At 74.8% G+C, this 18,689-nt stretch carries 19 protein-coding genes and 1 pseudogene; 6 read left to right on the top strand and 14 right to left on the bottom strand.

Features of this window, described 5'->3' with window-relative positions:
* Positions 1-6: 6 nt before the first annotated feature.
* A complete protein-coding gene (locus tag C5507_RS07180) occupies positions 7-654 on the top strand; it encodes a cyclodeaminase/cyclohydrolase family protein (RefSeq protein ID WP_242610958.1) in 648 nt (215 codons plus the stop codon).
* A gap of 46 nt (positions 655-700) precedes the next feature.
* Here the strand turns inward: C5507_RS07180 and C5507_RS07175 are convergent, their stop codons facing one another.
* Positions 701-1,192 carry an SRPBCC family protein gene (locus C5507_RS07175; protein WP_104527843.1) on the bottom strand — a complete coding sequence of 164 codons (492 nt, stop codon included), beginning with the start codon at positions 1,190-1,192 and terminating at the stop codon, positions 701-703.
* Entirely contained in the window at positions 1,189-1,536 is a 348-nt protein-coding gene (locus C5507_RS07170; protein WP_104527842.1) for an ArsR/SmtB family transcription factor, read from the bottom strand. The genes C5507_RS07175 and C5507_RS07170 overlap by 4 nt, the downstream gene beginning before the upstream one ends.
* Positions 1,537-1,640: 104 nt before the next feature.
* Between C5507_RS07170 and C5507_RS07165 the strand changes: the two genes are divergently transcribed.
* On the top strand, positions 1,641-3,086 hold the full coding sequence (locus C5507_RS07165) for a glycosyltransferase family 39 protein (protein WP_242610957.1): 1,446 nt from the start codon (positions 1,641-1,643) through the stop codon (positions 3,084-3,086).
* Between the two features lie 10 nt (positions 3,087-3,096).
* On the opposite strand, the gene C5507_RS07160 is transcribed toward C5507_RS07165, so the two are convergent.
* The 6 genes from C5507_RS07160 to C5507_RS07135 all read right to left on the bottom strand — a co-directional run bounded on the left by C5507_RS07160 (position 3,097) and on the right by C5507_RS07135 (position 9,243).
* Complete coding sequence (locus tag C5507_RS07160) at positions 3,097-3,777, bottom strand: glycosyltransferase (protein ID WP_104527841.1); 681 nt, start codon at positions 3,775-3,777, stop codon at positions 3,097-3,099.
* Positions 3,774-4,625, bottom strand: coding sequence for an NAD-dependent epimerase/dehydratase family protein (locus tag C5507_RS07155; RefSeq protein WP_104527840.1), 852 nt, complete (start codon positions 4,623-4,625; stop codon positions 3,774-3,776). The genes C5507_RS07160 and C5507_RS07155 overlap by 4 nt, the downstream gene beginning before the upstream one ends.
* A complete protein-coding gene (locus tag C5507_RS07150; RefSeq protein WP_104527839.1) occupies positions 4,622-5,437 on the bottom strand; it encodes an aldolase/citrate lyase family protein in 816 nt (271 codons plus the stop codon). The genes C5507_RS07155 and C5507_RS07150 overlap by 4 nt, the downstream gene beginning before the upstream one ends.
* Before the next feature lie 121 nt (positions 5,438-5,558).
* On the bottom strand, positions 5,559-6,632 hold the full coding sequence (locus C5507_RS07145; RefSeq protein ID WP_104527838.1) for an ABC transporter ATP-binding protein: 1,074 nt from the start codon (positions 6,630-6,632) through the stop codon (positions 5,559-5,561).
* The gene (locus C5507_RS07140) at positions 6,629-8,131 is read right to left on the bottom strand and encodes an ABC transporter permease (protein ID WP_207225665.1); all 1,503 of its coding nucleotides are present in this window, start codon (positions 8,129-8,131) and stop codon (positions 6,629-6,631) included. Before C5507_RS07140 ends, C5507_RS07145 begins: the two co-directional genes overlap by 4 nt.
* Before the next feature lie 101 nt (positions 8,132-8,232).
* Positions 8,233-9,243, bottom strand: a complete 1,011-nt coding sequence (locus C5507_RS07135; protein ID WP_104527836.1) for an iron ABC transporter substrate-binding protein — start codon at positions 9,241-9,243, stop codon at positions 8,233-8,235.
* A 143-nt stretch (positions 9,244-9,386) separates the two neighbouring features.
* Between C5507_RS07135 and C5507_RS07130 the strand changes: the two genes are divergently transcribed.
* Positions 9,387-9,587, top strand: a complete 201-nt coding sequence (locus C5507_RS07130) for a hypothetical protein (RefSeq protein WP_104527835.1) — start codon at positions 9,387-9,389, stop codon at positions 9,585-9,587.
* Between the two features lie 21 nt (positions 9,588-9,608).
* Positions 9,609-9,842, top strand: a pseudogene (locus C5507_RS07125) (OsmC family protein); the annotation flags it as partial.
* Between the two features lie 213 nt (positions 9,843-10,055).
* Here C5507_RS07125 and C5507_RS07120 read toward each other — a convergent pair.
* The 3 genes from C5507_RS07120 to C5507_RS07110 are packed head-to-tail and all read right to left on the bottom strand — an operon-like array spanning position 10,056 to position 12,558.
* Positions 10,056-10,490 (bottom strand): hypothetical protein, encoded by a 435-nt coding sequence (locus tag C5507_RS07120; protein WP_104527833.1) that lies wholly within the window; start codon positions 10,488-10,490, stop codon positions 10,056-10,058.
* A gap of 11 nt (positions 10,491-10,501) precedes the next feature.
* Positions 10,502-11,308: a TIGR02587 family membrane protein gene (locus C5507_RS07115; protein WP_104527832.1), complete on the bottom strand. Its 807-nt coding sequence runs from the start codon at positions 11,306-11,308 to the stop codon at positions 10,502-10,504.
* On the bottom strand, positions 11,305-12,558 hold the full coding sequence (locus C5507_RS07110; protein ID WP_242610955.1) for a cation:proton antiporter: 1,254 nt from the start codon (positions 12,556-12,558) through the stop codon (positions 11,305-11,307). The genes C5507_RS07115 and C5507_RS07110 overlap by 4 nt, the downstream gene beginning before the upstream one ends.
* A 102-nt stretch (positions 12,559-12,660) precedes the next feature.
* On the opposite strand from C5507_RS07110, the gene C5507_RS07105 reads away from it, so the two are divergent.
* The gene (locus tag C5507_RS07105) at positions 12,661-13,587 is read left to right on the top strand and encodes an alpha/beta fold hydrolase (RefSeq protein WP_104527830.1); all 927 of its coding nucleotides are present in this window, start codon (positions 12,661-12,663) and stop codon (positions 13,585-13,587) included.
* On the opposite strand, the gene C5507_RS07100 is transcribed toward C5507_RS07105, so the two are convergent.
* The 3 genes from C5507_RS07100 to C5507_RS07090 form a co-directional block, all read right to left on the bottom strand.
* On the bottom strand, positions 13,554-15,143 hold the full coding sequence (locus tag C5507_RS07100; RefSeq protein ID WP_207225664.1) for a molybdopterin-dependent oxidoreductase: 1,590 nt from the start codon (positions 15,141-15,143) through the stop codon (positions 13,554-13,556). The genes C5507_RS07105 and C5507_RS07100 overlap by 34 nt on opposite strands.
* A gap of 90 nt (positions 15,144-15,233) precedes the next feature.
* On the bottom strand, positions 15,234-16,196 hold the full coding sequence (locus C5507_RS07095; protein WP_242611355.1) for a phospholipase D-like domain-containing protein: 963 nt from the start codon (positions 16,194-16,196) through the stop codon (positions 15,234-15,236).
* A gap of 568 nt (positions 16,197-16,764) precedes the next feature.
* Entirely contained in the window at positions 16,765-17,409 is a 645-nt protein-coding gene (locus C5507_RS07090; protein ID WP_104527916.1) for a TetR/AcrR family transcriptional regulator, read from the bottom strand.
* A gap of 195 nt (positions 17,410-17,604) precedes the next feature.
* On the opposite strand from C5507_RS07090, the gene C5507_RS07085 reads away from it, so the two are divergent.
* The gene (locus tag C5507_RS07085; protein ID WP_104527827.1) at positions 17,605-18,681 is read left to right on the top strand and encodes an alkene reductase; all 1,077 of its coding nucleotides are present in this window, start codon (positions 17,605-17,607) and stop codon (positions 18,679-18,681) included.
* Positions 18,682-18,689 lie beyond the last annotated feature (8 nt).

Below are 18,689 nucleotides of genomic sequence, written 5' to 3'. Positions count from 1 at the left end.
ACCACCGTGACACCCCCGACCGGAGCGCCCTCCCCCGACGACGTCGACCGCCAGTCCCTCGGCGGGTTCCTCGGCCAGCTCGCCGCCCGCCTGGCCGCACCGGGCGCCGGTGCGACCGCCGGCATCGAGGCGGCGCTCGCGGCCTCGCTCGTCGCGATGGTCGGCCGGTTCACCACCGACGAGGAGCACGCCGGCGTCGTGGGCGAGATCGTCGCCGAGGCCGATCGCCAGCGCGACGCCTGCCTGGCCGCCGCGGCCGACGACGAGGCGGCCTTCTCCGCGGTCGCCGCGGCCATGAAGTTGCCGCGCGGCTCCGACGAGGAGAAGGAGGCGCGGCGGCAGGCGCTCGGCGCCGCCCAGCTGGACGCCGCCCGACCGCCGCGGACCATCATCGACATCGCGGTGGTGCTCACCTCGCTCGCGGAGCGGATCCTCCCGCTCGCCAACCGCAATCTGATCAGCGACGTCGCGGCGGCGACCGCCGCCGCCCGCGCCGCGGCGTCCACCGCGCGGCTCGCCGTCGAGACCAACCTGGCCGGCATCGACGACGACGGGGCGCGGGACGAGCTGACGAAGGCGGTCACGGTGGTCGACGAGCTGGCCGGCCGGGCCGATGCGGTGGAGGCGGAGGTCCGGCGGTTGATCGCCGGGTGATCCGTGACCGGCGGGCCCGGCTCGACCCACGGGCCCGCCGGGAACCTCAGACGCTGGTGAGCAGGAGCTGGTCGATCTGACCCATGGCCTGCTGCATGCCCTCGGCCATGCCCATGGCCACCATCTGCTCCATCGCCTCGGTGGACGGGAACCGGGACTGCACGGTCATGCGCGTGCCGCCGTCGGTCTCCTGGAGGTCGACGCGCGCGGTCGTCACCGGCATGTCGGCCGCGGGCGTGCCGTGCTCGTCGGCGAACCCGTCCTCGAACTCCAGCCGGGTCGGCTCCTCGACCGCGGTGATCCGCCACCAGCCGTGCGCCTTCTCCCCCTCGGGGCCGGTCATGAAGTAGGCAGCTCCGCCGCCCACGGACAGATCGTGGTCGGTGAAGGTGGCCGGCCAGGTCGGCGGCCCCCACCAGCGCTCGAGCTGCCGCGGGTCGGCCCAGACCTGCCACACCCTGGACGGCGGGGCCGGGAACTCGGCGACGATCGTGAAGGTGAGGTTCTCCTGGTCGGACTGCGTGCTGACGACGGTCATCGTGCATCTCCCGGGGCTGCGGCGAGGAGGTCGTCGATGCGGCCGATGCGGGCGCGCCAGAGCTCCTCGAACCCACCGAGCAGCCGGGCGGCCGCTCGGACCGTGCCGACGTCGCCGCGCACGATCTGCTCGCGGCCGCGACGTTCCTTGCTGACGAGCCGGGCCCGCTCGAGCACGGCCACGTGCTTCTGGACCGCGGCGAAGCTCATCTCGTAGTTCCGCGCGAGCGCCGAGACCGACGACTCCCCGGCCATCACCCGCGTGACGATGTCGCGCCGGGTGGCGTCGGCGAGCGCGGCGAAGACCCGATCGACGCTCTGCTGATCCAGCTGATCTACAACCACAAGGTTGTACGTTAGCGGCAGTCGCGACCTCGCCGCAAGGGCCCCGCCGGGGCCCGCACCGTGCGGCGCGGGGCCGCGGAGGAAGGCTCGCCTAACCTGGCGGGGTGACGACGACGGCGCTGCGCGAGGATCCGCCGTCGTCGACGACGGAGGAGGCCGCCCGCCACCGCCGGTGGGCGTGGCCCGAGCTGATGCCGCCGCTGCTCGTGCTGCTGCTGGGCACCGGGCTCCTGCTGGCGGGGCACGGGCTGTGGTTCGACGAGCTGTTCACCGCCGAGGTGGCGCGGCTGCCCCTGGCCGACATCCTGACGGCGATCTCCGAGGGCACCGGCACGACGAGCTACCTGGCCGGGGTGCCGCCGTCGTACAACGCGCCCTACTACGTCGTGACCCACGCCTGGGTGTCGCTGCCGGGGCTCGGCGGCGACACCTCGCTGCGCGTGCTCTCCCTGCTCGCCACGGCCGGCGGGCTGGCACTGGTCACCCGCGCCGTGAGCCGGCTGACCGACCGCGCGACGGGGGTCCTGGCCGGCGTCGTCCTGGCCTGCAGCCCGCTGCTGCTGGAGCAGGCGGTGGAGGCGCGCAGCTACGGCCTGGCCGTCCTCGCCACTGGCGGCGCCGTGCTGGGCCTGGCCCGGTGGCTGCAGGAACCCCCGCGCGGACTCCTCCTCTTCGGCCTGGCCGGCGCCGGTATGGGCCTGGCCCACTGGTACGCCGTCACGGTGCTTGCCGCGTTCGTCGCCGCGGGCATCCTGCTGCGCCGGCAGCGGGCGTGGCCGCTGCTGCTCACCGGCGCCGCGGCCGCGCTGCCCGTCGTCGGCCTCGTCGCGGTGAACCTGCTCAACGGCACCGGCGGCCGCAACGCCGAGCACCTGAACGACACGGGCGGGCGCCTGGTCGTCATGGCGCTGGAGGCGTGGACGGCCACGTCGGGCCCGCTGCTCCTCCTGACGATCGGCTTCGCGGCGCTCGGCGCGGCCCGCGCCACCGGGCTGCGGGTCGTCGCGGCGGCGTGGGTCGTGGTGCCGCTGCTGCTGCTCGTCGTCGCCGAGCTCGTGCGCCCGGTGTTCCTCCCCCGCTACCTGCTGGCCGGGCTGCTCGGGCTGGGCGTCCTCGCCGCCGCCGGGGCCGGAAGCGCCCCGCGCGCCGCCCGCGCCCCCCTCGGCGCCCTGCTCGTGGCGTGCTCGCTGCTGGCGTCGACGCCGCTGTTCGACCGCGAGCCGCGGGAGCGGGCCGATGACCTGGTGCGCCTCCTGGCCGAGCTGCACCGCCCCGGCGAGCCGGTCGTGGCCGCGGACATGCGCTCGGCGCTCGCCCTCGACCACTACGTCCGCACGCTGGCACCGGAGCTGCGACCGGACGTCGTCCTGCCGCCGGAGGACGCACCCGCCGACGCCGAGGAGGTGTGGCTGGTGCGCCGGATCATCGACGGCAGGCCCACGCCCACCGACGACGACCAGATCCTCGCCGAGGGCGGCTTCCGGCAGGTCGCCGAGCACTTCTTCGGCGGGGACAAGACCGACCTGGCGCTCCAGCGCTGGGAGCGCTGAGCACGCCGGATCAGTGGCGGCGCACGGCCCAGTACAGCGAGCGCGCCGACTGGCTCAGCCGGGCCCGGCCGCTCCACGCCGACGTCCCCGTGGGCCGCTGGTCCCGCACCACGGGAAGGCTGGCGACGGGCACGCCGGCCCGGGCCACGCCGAGGACCACGCTGGGCGCGCCCTCGTCGGTGACCGCGGTGAGGACCGCGGCCCGGACGGCGGCGTCCATGGCGAAGAACGCGCCGGCGTCCGGGGGCAGGCCGGTGAGGCGGGCGGCCAGCCGCCGGTGGACGGTGCCGGTGAGCCGCCGGGACAGCGACTCGTAGGCACCCCGGCGGCCGGCGAACACCGCACCGACGTCCCCCAGGGCCAACCGGTCGACGAGGAGGGGCACCGCCTCGGGCGGGTCCTGCAGGTCGGCGTCCAGGCACACCCAGACCTCGGCGGAGGGTTCGGCGGCCAGCCCCTCGGCGATCGCCGCGTGCTGACCACCGTTGACGGGAAGCTCGGTGACCGCGATCCGGGGGTTGCCGGCAGCCAGCTCGCCGGCGACGGCGGCGCTGTCGTCGGGCGAGGCGTCGATGACCAGGCGCAGCCGCCAGTCGCGGCCGTCCAGCGCGGCCGACAGCCGCTCGGACAGCAGCGGCAGGGTGTCCGCGTTCCGGTACACGGGCACGACCACCGCTACCCGCGCGGTCACGACCGCTCCCAGGTGCGGGCCAGGCCTGCCACGAGGTCGACGGTCGGTTGCCAGCCGAGCAGCCGGCACGCGGCGGAGGGGTCGGCCACCCAGTCCGCGGTGTCCCAGTCCCGCCCGGGGTGCGCGCCCGGGGCCGTCGCGATGCGCCGGCCGGTGACCCGCTCGGCGACGGCGACCAGCTCCTCGGTGCTCGTCTGCACGCCGGTGCCGATGTTGAGCACCGTGCCGGCCGGCAGCGAGTCGTCGGCGGCCGCGCGGACGCAGGCGTCGACGACGTCCCCGACCCACACCCAGTCGCGCCGGCTGACCGCCCCGGGCAGGGGCACGGTGGCGCCCGTGCGGGCGGCGGCGAGGACGACCGGCACCAGCCGGGTCGGGTGGTCGCCGGGGCCGTACACCTGGAAGGCGCGCAGCACGGCGGACCGCACGCCGCGCTCTGCGGCCGCGGCCTGCAGCAGCATCGATCCGGCCGCCTTGGTGGCGCCGAAGAAGCCGCGCGGGTGCAGGGCGGCGTCCTCGGTCAGCGGGTGCGGTCCAGCCGCGTACTCGGTCGAGGAGCCCAGCCGCACCACCGCGCGGCAGCGGTCGGGCAGCGCGTCGACCAGCCAGGGGCTGGTGTTGACCAGCACCGTGGCCGCCCGGTCCCGCGCGGTCGCCTTGGCCCGGCCCGCGGCGAGGGAGAAGACGACGTCGGGGTCGGCCGCCCGGACCGCGTCCGCGGCGGCCACCGGGTCGGTCAGGTCGACGTCGGCCCGCGTCAGGCCGACGACGTCCCAGCCGTCGGCGAGCAGCCGGACGACCAGGTGCCGGCCGACGAACCCGCCGGCGCCGGTGACGACGGCTCTCACGCCGGCTGCGCGGCGACCGCCGGCTCCCGCACCGGGACCTGCCCCCCCGCCTCCGTCACGGCGGCCACGAACTCCTGCCGCAGCCCGGCCGCCTCCCCCGGGTGCGCCCGGCGCAGCCCGGCCACGCTCGCCAGTAGCAGCGGCACCTCGACGAAGGGGTCCCGGCCGGCCATGTCCGCGGTGAAGGACCGCCGCAGGAAGGTGAAGTCCGTGCCGAGGCGCACCAGCTCGGCGGCCAGCAGATCGCTGGAGACCGGGAAGCCCCGGCCCGGCAGCGTCAGGCCGCCGACGCCGAACTGCCCGCGGACGTGGCTGCGCACCTCGTCGACGGTGCCGTCGACCAGCGGCCGGAACAGCTCGCGGGAGCCGCGGTCGATGCGCAGGTCGTTGAGGCCCACGTAGATCCGCGACAGCGGCCGCGCCGCCAGCTCGGCGGCCTGGTCGACGGCGCCCTGGGTCTCGATCAGGATGCCCAGCCCGCAGCGTCCGGCGACGAGGTCGAGGGTGCGGTCGACCTCCTCCGGGGTGCGGACCATCGGCAGCAGGAGCTCGTCCGCGCCGCGCGCGATCGCGTCGTCGACCTCGTCGGCGGTCCACGGGCCGTAGCCGTTGATCCGGCACACCACCCGCCCGTCGGTGGCCGCCCGCATGCGGCTCAGGTCGTCCGGGGTGTCGGCGTTGATCTGGGTGCCCTCGCCCTCCTGCCGGCGCGCCTTCCCGCGGCGCTCCCAGTCGACGACGATCCCGGCCGCACCGGCGCTCACGACGTCGGCGCCCCAGCGGGGGTCGATGGTGAAGAGGAGAAGGTCCACGCCGCGGAGCTTAGGCTTTCCTAACCGGGTGGTCGGCACCCCCCGCCGACGCCGGCACCACATCGGAACCGTTCCCGGAGCTGCGAGGCCCTGCGTTCCCCCGGGAGGGGGAGGAACACCGTCAGAGCGCGGCTGCCGCGTCGCGCGACGCCCGGGCCGGGAAGGCCAGCGCGGTGCCGCGCACGGTGATCGACACGTCGGTGCCGGCGACCGGCAGGTCCGCGCCGTCCAGCCGGGCGCTCACCCGCAGGCCGTCGGGGAGGTCCAGCCACACCCGCGAGTCGTGGCCGTAGTAGTCCACGCTGCTCACCCGGGCCGTCGGCGCCGCCGGGCGGGGCGCGGACAGCCGCAGCTGCTCGGGACGGAGCAGGATGCGCGCCGCACCCTCGAGGACGCCGTCCGCGGCCGGCTCGTAGGGCAGCTCGCCGAGGGCGCAGAGCGCGAGGCCGCCGCGCAGCTCGGCCTCCAGCACCACCGCCTCGCCGACGAAGGTGGCCACGTCCAGGTCCCCGGGACGGCGGTAGAGCGTGCGGGGATCGGTGAGCTGCACGAGCCGGCCGCCGCGCAGCACCGCCACCTGGTCGGCCATCGACAGCGCCTCGGCCTGGTCGTGGGTGACCAGCACGGCGGTGGCCCCGGAAGCGCTCAGCGCCGCCGACACCGCGACGCGGGTCTCCTCCCGCAGGGCGGCGTCGAGGGAGGAGAAGGGCTCGTCGAGCAGCACCAGGGACGGCTCCGGCGCCAGGGCGCGGGCGAGCGCCACCCGCTGCTGCTGCCCGCCGGAGAGCTGGTGCGGGGAACGGTCGGCCAGGGCGGGGTCGAGGCCGACCAGGCGCAGCAGCTCGGCGACCCGGGCACCGTCGCGGCGCTGGCGACGGGGCAGCCCGAAGCTGATGTTGCCGGCCACGGTCAGGTGCGGGAACAGCCCGCCCTCCTGGGGCACGAACCCGATCCCGCGCCGCCGCGCGGGGACGCTGCGCCCCGCACCGGTCACCACCCGCTCCCCCAGCGCCACCGTGCCGGAGTCCGGCTCCTCGAAACCGGCGATGAGGCGCAGCAGGGTGGTCTTGCCGCAGCCGGAGGGCCCGAGGAGCGCGGTGAAGCTGCCCTCGGGCACGTGCAGGTCCACCCCGGTCAGCACCGGGATGGCGGCGGCGAAGGACTTGGTGAGGCCTCGCACGGTCAGGGAGCTCATGTGGTCAGACCTCGTCGGGCGTCGGAGGACAGCAGGACCGTAGCGGGTGCCGACAGCAGCACCATGACGACGGCGTAGGGGGCGGCGGCGCCGTAGTCCAGCGCGCTGCTCGCCGACCAGAACGCCGTCGCCAGCGTCGTCGTCCCGGTGGGGGCCAGCAGCAGGGTGGCGGTCAGCTCGGTGACGACGGCGAGGAAGACCAGCGCGGCCCCGGCACCGATGCCCGGGGCCAGCAGCGGCAGCGTGACGCGGCGTAGCCGGTCGCCGGCCGAGGACCCCAGGGAGGCGGCGACGTCGTCGTAGAGCGGCGCCGTCTGCTCCACCGCGGCGCGGACCGTGACGATGGCCCGCGGCAGGAACAGGATCGCGTACGCCGCCAGCAGCACCGGCATGGTCTGGTAGAGCCACGGGGTGACCCGGACGCTCAGGGTCACCAGCGCGAGGGCGACCACGATGCCGGGCACGGCGCTGCCCAGGTAGGTGCTGCGCTCGAGCAGGGTGCTCAGCCGGCCGCGGGCGCGCACCGCGAGCCATCCGGTGGGCAGGGCGAGGGCCGTCGTCGCCGCGGCGGCCGCCGCGGCCAGCGCCAGCGTCGTCCCGGTGGTCCCGGCCAGGGCCGCCCAGTCGAGGGCGGCGTCGGCGCCGGCGACCATCCAGTAGCCGAGGCTGCCCAGCGGCACGAGCAGGGCGAGGGCGACGAGCACGGCGAGACCCAGCAGCACGGGCCCGGTGAACGCCCGCAGCGCCACCGGCCGCACCGGCCGGGCGGCGCCTCGACCGGTGCGCGCGTACCCGCGCCGACCGCGCAGCCGCAGCTCCGCCACCAGGAGCACCAGGCACAGCAGCACGAGGACACCGGCCAGCATGGTGGCGCCCGGGCCGTTGAACGTGGCGCGGTACTGGTCGTAGATCGCCGTGGTGAAGGTCGGGTACCGCAGCATCTGCAGCGCGCCGAACTCGGCCAGCAGGTGCAGCGCGACCAGCAGGCTGCCGCCCAGCAGCGCCACCCGCAGCTGCGGCAGCTGCACGCGCAGGAACACCGCCCAGCCGGAGAGGCCCAGGCCGCGGGCGGTCTCCTCCAGCGCCGGGTCCAGCCCCCGGAAGGCGGCGGCCAGCGGGAGGTAGACGAACGGGAAGTAGGACAGCGTCACGACCAGCAGCGCGCCGGCGTAGGTGTCCAGGCCCGGCAGCAGCGAGATCCAGGCGTAGCTGTTGACGAACGCCGGCACCGCCAGCGGCGCCACGAGCAGCACGTGCCAGACGCGGCGGCCCGGCACCGAGGAGCGCGCCACCAGCCAGGCGGCGGCCAGGCCGAGGACGGCGCAGCAGGCGACGGTGCCCACGACCAGGCGGGTGGTGTTCCAGAGCAGCTCGCCCACGCGCGGCCGGAAGACCAGCTCGCGAACCCCGGTCCAGCCGATGTCGGCGGTGTACCAGGCGATGTAGCCCAGCGGCAGCAGCGCCAGCGCGGCGACGGCGACCGCCAGGGCCAGGGTCACCGGCGTCCGGCGCAGCCGCCTCCCTCGCGACGGCGCGCGGGAGCCCCGGTCCGCCTGCTCGCTCGGCGCACCGGGGCTGTCGGCCTGCAGCGCGGGAACGGTCAGAGCAGCCCGACCTCCTGCATCAGCTCGGTGACCAGCGGCGCGTCCAGGTCGCCGGGGTCGACCTCGGGGGCCTGCAGCTCCTGCAGCGGGGGCAGCGCGTCGGCGGAGGCGATCCCGGTGCCGACCGCGTACTCCAGCGCACTGCTGTCGGCCAGGCGCTCCTGCGCGGCGGCACCGGTCAGGTACTCGACCAGCCGCTGCGCCTGCTCCTTCTGGTCGGAGGAGGCGAGCACCCCGGCACCGGAGACGCTCACGAACGCGCCCGGGTCCTGGTTGCGGAAGTAGTGCAGCGCGGCGTCGTCACCGATGAGTCCGTTCTGCGCCTGGTCGCGGAACCAGTAGTAGTGGTAGGTGATGCCGACCGGCACCTCCCCCTCGTCGACCGCCTTCATGATCGCGGTGTTGCTCGCGTAGATCTCGGCGTTGCGCTGCAGGCCGGTCAGCCACTCGCGGGTGGCGTCCTCGCCCTCGAGCGCCAGGACCGCGCTGACGATCGCCTGGAAGTCGGCGCCACCGGCGGCGATGCCGACCCGCCCCTGCCACGCCGGGTCGGCCAGGTCGAGCATCGAGGCGGGCAGCTCCTCCTCCGCGATCTCCGACGGGTTGTAGATCAGCGCGGTGGAACGGGCGGCGAAGCCGACCCAGTTGCCCGACGACGGGCGGTAGGCCTCGCCCACCTGGTCGAGCGTCGCCTGGTCCAGCGGCGCGAGCAGACCGGCCTGGTCGACGACGTCGATGGCGGGGCTGTTCTCGGTGAGGAAGACGTCGGCCGGCGAGGCGTCGCCCTCCTGCACGATCTGGTTGGCCAGCTCGGAGTCGTTGGCGTCGCGGAACTCCAGCTCGATGCCGGTCTCCTCGGTGAAGCCCTCGAGCATCGTGCGGACCAGGCTCTCGTGCTGGGCGCTGTAGACGGTGAGCACGTCGTCGTCGGAGCCGCAGCCGGCGAGGACGACGCCGGCCCCCAGGGTCGAGACGAGCGCGGCGATCACCCGGCGGGGCCTGGTCACGGGGGTCCTCCAGTCGAACGGGGCCCGGGCACAGGCCAGGCACACCTAACCATGGTGCACCAGGTCCTTCAGCGGCCGGCAGGGTGTCGACGAGGCGACGGCTGGGAAGTACCGCCGGACGTCCGACGGCGAGGGAGCAGACGGTGAGCGAGATCGCGTACGTGTCCGAGGTCCGGGTCGAGCGACTGGGCGGGCCGCTGCGCGCGGCCTACCTGCCCGGGGAGGAGGAGCCGACCGTCTACGGCATGCACGGCGCGATCGCCGAGCACTACGGGATGGAACCGGGCACCGCCCCCAGCCATGCCAGCACGATCGACCACCTGGTGGGTGCCGCCCTCGGTTAGCTCACCGGGACGTTCGCCGGTGCCCTCGCGGCACGGCGGATCGACCCCACCGGTCTGGTGGGGCACGCACGCGGAGAGGTCGAGCTCGAGGGCAAGGTGCTGGTGCTCAAGCGGATCCAGGTCACCTACGCCGGACTGGACGTCGCCGCGCAGGACGCCGAGAAGGTGCAGCGGGTGCTGGCCGTGCACGCCGACGGATGCCCGGTCGCCCGCAGCCTGAGGGGTGCCATCGAGATCACCACGCAGCTGGGCTGAGGACCGCCGGCAGTCCGGTCGGGTCGGCCGGCTCCAGGGAGCCCGGGGCCCGGGGAGGCGACGTGGTGTCCCGGCCGGCGCACGCAGACCGCGGTCGTGCCGGCCACCGGGCTCACCAGGTGTCCCGGGCGTCGCGGGCCCCGATGAACTCCTCCGGTGGCAGTCCGTAGAGCTCCTCGGCGACGTCGGCGAGCCCGCCCGCGGCCGGGCGGCTCATGGCGTGACGAAGCCCGCCGGCCGAACCTGCAGCCGGCCGTCGCGCGGGTCCTCGGAGAACAGGAGGGCACCGCTGTGCCGGCTGTTCGGCGGGAGGTAGGGAATCGACGTCGAGGCCTGCCCGACCTCGGCGCCGTCCCGGGTCAGGGTGCCGGAGATCTGCACCTGTTCGGCCGTCCGGCCGCCGCTGTTCCTGAGTTCGAAGTGCACCGCGTAGCCGTCCCCGGCCGCCTCGATCGAGGTGACGCTGACCGACAGCGCCGGATCCGACTCCCGTACGGCCACGGCCTGGTAGGTCAGGAAGCCGAGGAGCAGGAGGACCACCAGACCCCCGAGCGCACCGAGCACGTACTCACCGGGCGTGGTGCGTTCCCCGGAGTCGTCCTGCTGCTGTCCGTCCTGCGAGGTGTCGGCGTGCTGGTCCTCGTCCACGTGGTCCTCCGTCACAGGATGAGCCGGGCTGCCGCAGCGCCGATGCTGCCCGGGAATGCGAGCACGACGGTCTCGTCGATCGCCGTCGCCAGGCCGATCCCGTCGAACCGGCCGAAGGTCCAGAGCAGGAAGGCCGAGACGATGAGCGCGATGGCGTACCCGACCACGGTCAGGGTCAGGAACGACCGCACGAACCCGTTGGTGGACCTCTCCTGCCCTCCGAAGCCGACTCCGTACACGAAGCCGTGCATCAGCAGGAGGCTGAGCACGGCGAGCACCGCGATGCTGACCGTGCCGGCCTCGGCGGCGAGCAGGACGACCTCTTCGGTGGGCGCGATGTTCGCCGCGAAGACGACGGCTCCGGCGGTCATCAGGAACAGCTCGTGGCCGTACCCCGTGATCCGGGGCCGTCTGCTGCCCTCCCCCAGTTGGCTGCGCGCGTACGAGGCCCCCACGGCCGCCGGCAGGGTCTCGATCGCCACCACCGAGACCGCGGCACGCCAGTCCATGAGCGGATCCACCACCCCGAGCGCCGTCAGTACGACCGTCGCGGCAACGGCGGCGGTCACGATGGCGACCCCCGCATCGGCCAGGTAGCCACGCACCCCGACCCCGCCGGGCCCGGCGCCGAAGGCTCGGGACAGACCGATCACCAGCGCCACCGCCGCCACGACCAGCAGGGCCAGCCGGTACCGCTCCACGCTGTGCGCGAGCCGCCAGAACTCCATCGTCATCAGCAACGGCAGCGCGAACAGCAGCGAGCCCGCGACTGCCCGGCCGATGCCTCTGGCCAGCTCGATGCTGCCGGTCCGGGTCACCGCGCACCTGTCGCGGGGCCGCCGGGCCCGGCTCCCGTCGCCACGTCCGGCGCCTCCTCGTCGGCCCGACCGGGGGCGTCCGGCTCCGGCCGCCCCCGGGCGCGGGCGAAGGCGTGCGCGATCGGCACGTCGGTCGACGAGTGCGCCAGGATCGAGGCGACGATGACCAGGGCCACCAGGTGGAACATCGCATCCGCGCCGGGCACCCCCGCATCGAGGATGAGCAGGCCGTAGACCACCGACGCGAACCCCTTGGGCCCGAACCACGCCGCGACAGCCTTCTCGGCGACCGGCAGGCCGCTGCGCACCAGTGCCACGACGATCGCCAGCGGCCGGGCCAGCAGCAGCGCGAGGAGTCCGAACAGGGACCCGCTCAGCGGGATCTCGCCGAGGAAGGCCGGCGAGATCAGGGCGCCGAACACCAGGATGGCGGCGAGCTTGAGCAGCTCGGTGACCAGCTCGCCGAACTCCGAGAACGACTTCTCGACGTCGGGCGCGAAGGTGGCGATCGTGATGCCGGCGGTGAACGCGGCGAGGAACAGGTTGGCGTGCGTGAGGTCGGCCAGTGCCAGCACCATCAGCCCGATCGCCAGGCCACCGAGCGCGGCGTACAGCGGGGTGGCCGAGGTGAAGCGGCTGCGGATGAGCAGCACCGCCACCGCCGGGACGACGAAGCCCGACGCGACCCCGAGGGCGAGCTCGCCGGCCAGCGCCGCGTAGTCCGCCTCGTCCCGGGACAGCACCGAGAGGAGCACCAGGACGACGGGCAGCGCCAGACCGTCGTTGAGGCCGCTCTCCACGTTCAGCAGCGACCGCAGCCGCCCCGGGACCTCCGGGCGGCCCACGATCGCGGAGGCGAACACCGGGTCCGTGGGGGCGAGCACCGCGCCGACGAGCATCGCCTCGATCCACGACAGGCCGGCGACGTAGTGGGCCAGGAGTGCGGTCACGCCGAAGGTGAGCGGCATGCCGAGGACCAGGGCCCGGCCCGGCAACCGCCAGGCGTTGCGGAGGTCGGAGAAGCCGACGCGCATGCCATCGGTGTAGAGGACCGAGAACAGGGCCAGCTCGGCCAGGCCCACGACGATCTCGTCGCCCGGCTGCAGGTCCAGCACCCCCGTCACACCGTCGCCGAGCACGAAGCCGGCGAGCAGGAAGAGAACGGCCGTGGAGAGCACGGTGCGGTGGGCCAGCCCGGAGAACAGGACGGCGACGAACAGCAGCACGGCGAAGGCGAGCAGGAGTGCCACGAGGAGCTCCCTACCCGGGCCGCCGGCGATCGAGCGCACGCCGGCCCGCCGTGTCACGGCAACGACACACATCGCCGAACGGGCCCGGGGTAGCCCCCCGCGATGAGCGACGTGACCTCCTTCGACGGCACCCGTCTGGCCCGCTACGACTGGGGGCCACCGGAGGCACCGCTCCTCGTCCTGGTGCACGGGCTGGGCATGTCCACCGAGTCGTGGGGCGAGGTCCCCGAGCGGCTCGGCGACCGGTTCCGGGTCGTCGGCTACGACCTCCGCGGCCACGCGCAGAGCGGGGACGCCCGCGCAGGCGGGTACGGCCTGGACGCGCACGCGCAGGACCTGGCGGCTGTGCTCGACGCGGTCGTCCCGGACGGCGGATCCGCCGTGGTCGTGGCGCACAGCCTCGGGGGCGGCATCCTGCTGGCGCACGTGCACGGCTCGGGGGACGACCGCATCGCCGGCGCCGTGCTCGCCGGATCGGGTGGCGCAGGCGTGACCGCCCCCGGACTGCCCGCCCGCGTTCTGCCGCCCTGGGCGCAGGCCCGGCTGCGGTCCGCCTGGTTCGCGCTCCTGCGCACCGGCGTCCGGCTGGGCCGGCGGCTCCGGCCGCTCCACGCCCTGTCCGATCGCGCTGTCCGGCACTTCGCGTTCGCGCCCGACGAGCCGGAGGAGATGGTCCGCCGGATGCGCGACGCCTTCCTCACCACCCGGCCGCTGGCGCTCGCCGGCACCACCATGGCCGCCCTCGCCCACGACGGCGTCGCCCTCGCCCCGGGCCTGCGCGTCCCGACGCTGGTCGTGCACGGCAGCCGGGACCCGGAGGTTCCCGTCGAGGAGGCGCAACGGCTCCTGGCCGCGCTGCCCGACGGTGAGCTGGTCACCGTGCCCGGGGCGGGTCACATGCTCGCCTGGACCCGGCCCGACGCCGTGGTGGAGCAGGTCACCCGGTGGGCCGACCGCATCACCGGCGCCCGTGCGGACGGCGCCGCTCCGGGGCGTCAGCTGCCGACGACGACCTCCACCACCGGATAGCCGGAGGCGCCGTCGGGGGCGACGGGAGTCCGCTGGTCGGTCTGCACCTCACCGCGCCCGTCGGTGGCACGGGCGGCGATCCGGTGCCGGCCCGCGGTCGCCTCCCACGGGAGGTACCACTGGCGCCAGCAGTCGACGTCGAGGGACTCGGCGAGCTCGGCCTCCCGCCACGGCCCGTCGTCGATGCGGACCTCCACCCGCTCGATGCCGCGCGTCGGCGCCCACGCGACGCCGGCGATCGGCCGCCTCCCCGGGGCGACGGTGCCGCCGGCGCGGGGGACGTCGATGCGCGCCTGCGTCTTGATGGGACCCTCCTTCGCCCAGCCGCGCGGGATCCAGTAGCCGTCGACGTCCCAGCCGGTGAGCTCGATGGCCGAGAGCCACTTGGTCGCCGAGACGTAGCCGTACAGGCCCGGCACGACGAGCCGGGCGGGGAAGCCGTGGTCGGCCGGGAGCGGCTCGCCGTTCATGGCGACGGCGACCATGGCCTCCTCGACGTCCAGCGCCGTCAGCACCGGGAAGCCGGCGGTGAAGCCGTCGACGGAGCGGCCCAGGAGCTGGGTGGCGCCGCGCTGCACCCGGGCCCGGTCCAGCAGCGCCTTCAGCGGCACCCCCTGCCAGCGCGCGTTGCCGACGAGGTCCCCGCCGACCTCGTTGGAGACGCAGGCGAGGGTCACGTCGGCCTCGATCTGCGGCAGCTCCATGAGCTCGGCGTAGGTGAGGGTGAACGGCTCGTCGACCATGCCCCGCACCTCGAGCCGCCACGTGCCGGGGTCGACGACCGGCACCCGGAGCGCGGTGTCGATCCGGTAGAAGTCCTCGTTGGGCGTGAACAGCGGCGTGAGCCCCGGGACGTCGAGCTCGGCGCCGGGCGGGACCGGGCCGGCCGGCCGCGCGGGGGCCGGCAGCCGGATGGCGGCGCGCAGGTCGTCCAGGCGCTCGCGGCCGGAGAGCAGGTAGCCCCCCACGCCGGCCAGGACGCCGAGCAGGGTGGTGCCCGCGGTCACCGCCAGGAACCGGCGGCGGTCGAGGGCGCTCAGCGGTGTCTCCCCTCTCACAGGCGCGGGCGGTTCCGCGCGGCGGGGCATGGCCACGGCCAGCACGTACAGCACCCCGGTCCCCGCCGCGGCCCCGAGCACGCCGACCAGCAGGGTCAGGCCGAGGGCATTGCGGGCGTCGGCCAGCGCGGCCGCCGTCCCGAGGCCGGCGAACAGCGCGATGCCCGCCGCGGCCGGGACGAACCGCCGGCGGGCGAGCACCCCGAGGGCGGCGCCCAGGAGGATCGAGACGAGCACGATGCCGCCCAGGAGCACCGGCTTGTCGGCCGTGCCGAGAGTCGCGATGGCCCACCGCTCCAGCCACCCGGGCACGCTGTCGACGACGGTGTCCCCCACCGCGATGACCAGCGAGGGGGCGCGCGCGAGGAGCCCGGCGGTCAGCTCGGCGACACCGAGCGCGACGGCCACCGCCGCGATCCCGGCCAGCGCAGCCGGGCCACGGCTCAGGGGGCGGACGCCGGCCGGCCTGTCCTCGGTGGATCGAGCTGTCTCAGGCACCCCCGCACGGTGTCCGCTGCGCCCGCCGGGCACACCAGCGGCGGCGCTTCGTCCCCGGATCGTCATGGGACGGGCAGCGCGGTACCGGCATCAGGGCCGGCGGCCGGCCAGCCCGACGGCTCCCCACCCCCGCAGCGGCCTGCCCACGACGTCCGCGGCCACCTCCACGGCCCGGCGCCGGAGGCCTCTCCCCCGCCACTCCTCCGGGTCCACGCGCCGGCTCCTCGTCAGGTCGTCGGCGAAGTGCTGGTCCAGGAGGGCGGTCACGGCGGGATCGTCGAGCAGCAGGCACACCTGGTCGTTCAGTGCGAACGAACGGGTGTCGACGTTGGCCGTGCCCACCATCGCGACGACGCCGTCGACAGTGATGACCTTGGCGTGCATCAGGGACGGCTGGTAGCGCCAGATCTCCACCCCGCTGTCCAGCAGGGGCTGGAAGTCCAGTTCGCCCTGCAGGTGGACCGCTCGCCGCTCGACGTGCGGGCCACCGGTCAGCACCTGGATCCGCACCCCCCGCCCGGCCGCGTCCTGCAGGAGCAACCGCAGCCAGCGGGGCAGGCGCATGTACGGGGTGGTGATCGCGACGTGGTCCCGCGCGGACCGGAGCAGCGCGGAGACCGCGATGGCGGCCTCGTTCCAACCCGGCTGGGACGGGGTGCGGAGCACCTGCACCGCTGTGTTCCCGGCGCGCCCCAGCTCGGGGAACCGGTCCAGTCCCGACACGAGGCGTCCGGGGAGGCAGACCCGGGCCTGCATCCATGCCTGCACGAAAGGCGACCGCAGCCCGGCGACCGCGGGCCCCTCCACCCGGAAGGCGGTGTCGCGCCAGCTGCCCGGATGGTGACCGTCGCCGGTCCAGGCCTCGTCGACACCGGCACCGCCGGTGAAGGCGACCGTCTCGTCGCACACCAGCACCCGTCGGTGGTCGCGGAAGTTCCAGACGCTCACCCGAGCGGTGTGCAGCGGCCGGTGGAAGTGGACCGCGCAGCCCGCGTCCCGCATCCGGCGGAGGTCGTGCCGGTCGATGTGCTTGCCGCCGTAGCCGTCCAGCATGATGCGCACCCGCACCCCTGGCGGGCCCGGTCGGCGAGCGCGGCGGCCATGCCGTGGGAGACATCACCTCCGCGCCAGGAGAACCACAGCAGGTCCACGGTCCGCTCGGACGCGGCGATGGCTGCGCGCAAGGCGTGGAACGTCTCCTCGCCGTCCTTCAGCACCTCGACCCGGTCGCCCTCGGTGAACGGGACGCCGACCAACGCCTCGAGCACCCGCCGAGGGCCTGCGACCTCAGCCGGCCCGTCGCGCCTGTCAGCACGTCCGCTCCGGGGCGCGGCGGACGTGGTGTCCCCGGGTACCACCGCTCGTCCGGCAGGCACGCACCCTCCTCCCGGTCGGCACGTCGGTCAGAGGCACGATGTCCCTCGCGGCATGCGAGGAAACGATCCCGTCGGCGCTCTCGACTGATCGGCACGTGCACGGTTCGGCACCATGGCTGTCTCCGTCACGGAGCGGTCCAGGGCCCGCCGTGGTGGGCCGGGGCATGCCGGTGCACCGGCGCGACACCCGGCGCAACGCCGGAGTCGGCGCAGGGCCACCTCGCCGCGCCCGGTCGGGGACCGACCTACACGCGTGCCGGGCCGGCCGACGGTGCGAGCTGCGCGGCAACCCCGCTGAGCGCGAGATCGAGCGCCGCTTCCAGGGGTTGGACGGAGCGCGCCGCCTGAGCCAGCAGCAGCCCGCCCTGCACGGCGGCGAGCAGTCCGGCGGCCAGCACGTCCGGTTCGGCATCGAGCTCACCACGGTCGCGCATCCGACCCAGTCCCAGGGCCAGGTGTCGCTGCCAGGCGGCGAACCCGTCGACGAGCTCGATCGGCGCGCACCGGTCGGCCTCGGCGAGCTCGGCTGCCAGCCGGCCGAGCGGGCACCCACCGAGAGCATGGGCGTCGCGGTTGAGCTCGACGACCCGGTCACGCCATCGGCACAGGTCGGCCATCGAGTCGATGCCGTCCAATTCGGGTTGCTGGGCCATCAGCACCCGACCGACCTGCCACTGGACGACCGCGCCGACGAGCGCGGACTTGTCGGTGAAGTAGTGGTACAGCTGCGACTTGCTGGTACCGGTGGCGGCGCGGACGTCGTCCAGGCTGGTTCCGGCCACACCGCGCCGGTGCATGAGGTCCGCGGCAGCCGTCACGATCCGCTCGCGGGTGGCGCGCCCCCGCGCGGTCAACACCGGCTTCGGAACCGGGGATCCCTCCTCGCGCATGGTGATCACCGTACGGGGAATTGGACCCAACAGTCCACAGTTGCCAGCTACTGGACCGCGCAGTCCAACCGCACCGGCCCCGGCGCCCTGGACCGCCAGATCGCCGCAGGGAAGACCGCACTGGAGAAGGCCGTCAGCGGCCACTCCAGCTTGTGACGACCGCAACCGACCGACCCAAGGAGACGACCGCCCTTCATGACTTCGACCCTCTTCACCCCGTACAGCCTCGGCCGCATCGAGCTGGCCAACCGCCTCGTGATGGCGCCGATGACCCGCAACCGTGCCGGCGCCGACGGCGTCCCCACCGACTCGATGGTCACCTACTACGCCCAGCGCGCCGGGGCCGGACTGATCGTGACCGAAGGGACCCAGCCCAGCGCCGTCGGGCAGGGCTACCCGAACACCCCAGGCATCCACACCGCCGAACAGGCTGCGGCGTGGCGCCGGATCACCGACGCGGTGCACGAGCGTGGTGGCCGCATCTTCCTGCAGCTGATGCACGCCGGGCGGATCTCCCACCCGTCGCTGCAGCCCGGCGCCGGTCTGCCGGTCGCACCGTCCGCCGTCCGCCCCGCCGGGCAGGTCTTCACCGCCGAGGGCCTGCAGGACTTCGTCGAGCCGCGCGCGCTGGAGACCGCAGAGGTCGAGCAGATCGTCCGCGAGTTCGCCGAGGCCGCCCGGCTCGCCATCGAGCAGGCCGGTTTCGACGGCGTGGAGGTGCACGGCGCCAACGGCTACCTGCCCCACCAGTTCCTCGCCGAAGGCACCAACCAGCGCTCCGACCGCTACGGCGGCTCCGCAGACAACCGGGCACGGTTCCTGCTCGAGGCCACGGCCGCGGTGGCCGAGGCCGTGGGCGCCGAGCGGGTCGGCGTCCGCGTGTCGCCTGCCAACACCTTCAACGACATCGTCGAGCACGAGACCGAAGAGGTCTACGCCGCCGTCGTGTCCGGCCTGGAGCCGCTGGGGCTGACCTACCTGCACGTCGTCGAGGGACCGCCGTCGGTGACCGAGAAGATCCGCAGCAACTGGTCGCAGACGCTGATCGTCAACCCGGCGTTCAGCCTGGAGACGACGACGGGGAACCTCGAGGCCCTGCTCGCCGACGGGCGGGCCGACCTGGCCGCGGTCGGCCGGGCCTTCCTGGCCAATCCCGATCTGGTCCACCGGCTGGAGCGCGGCGCAGAGCTCAACGTCGGCGATCCGTCCAGCTTCTACGGCGGCACCGACGCCGGGTACATCGACTACCCGACGTTGGACCAGACCGCCTGATCCACCCG

Origin of the sequence: Blastococcus saxobsidens (assembly GCF_002938435.1) — a bacterium.
Lineage (GTDB): Bacteria > Actinomycetota > Actinomycetes > Mycobacteriales > Geodermatophilaceae > Blastococcus > Blastococcus saxobsidens.
The sequence above is the reverse complement of the archived record's forward strand: the minus strand, read 5'-3'. Positions and strand labels throughout refer to the sequence as shown.

What these genes read in the sequence shown, in the direction of transcription:
- C5507_RS07145 (WP_104527838.1), bottom strand. Translation starts at nt 6,632, where the DNA reads ATGAGCTCCCTGACCGTGCGAGGCCTCACCAAGTCCTTCGCCGCCGCC.
- C5507_RS07105 (WP_104527830.1), top strand. Translation starts at nt 12,661, where the DNA reads ATGAGCGACGTGACCTCCTTCGACGGCACCCGTCTGGCCCGCTACGAC.
- C5507_RS07175 (WP_104527843.1), bottom strand. Translation starts at nt 1,192, where the DNA reads ATGACCGTCGTCAGCACGCAGTCCGACCAGGAGAACCTCACCTTCACG.
- C5507_RS07090 (WP_104527916.1), bottom strand. Translation starts at nt 17,409, where the DNA reads ATGCGCGAGGAGGGATCCCCGGTTCCGAAGCCGGTGTTGACCGCGCGG.
- C5507_RS07085 (WP_104527827.1), top strand. Translation starts at nt 17,605, where the DNA reads ATGACTTCGACCCTCTTCACCCCGTACAGCCTCGGCCGCATCGAGCTG.
- C5507_RS07095 (WP_242611355.1), bottom strand. Translation starts at nt 16,196, where the DNA reads ATGCTGGACGGCTACGGCGGCAAGCACATCGACCGGCACGACCTCCGC.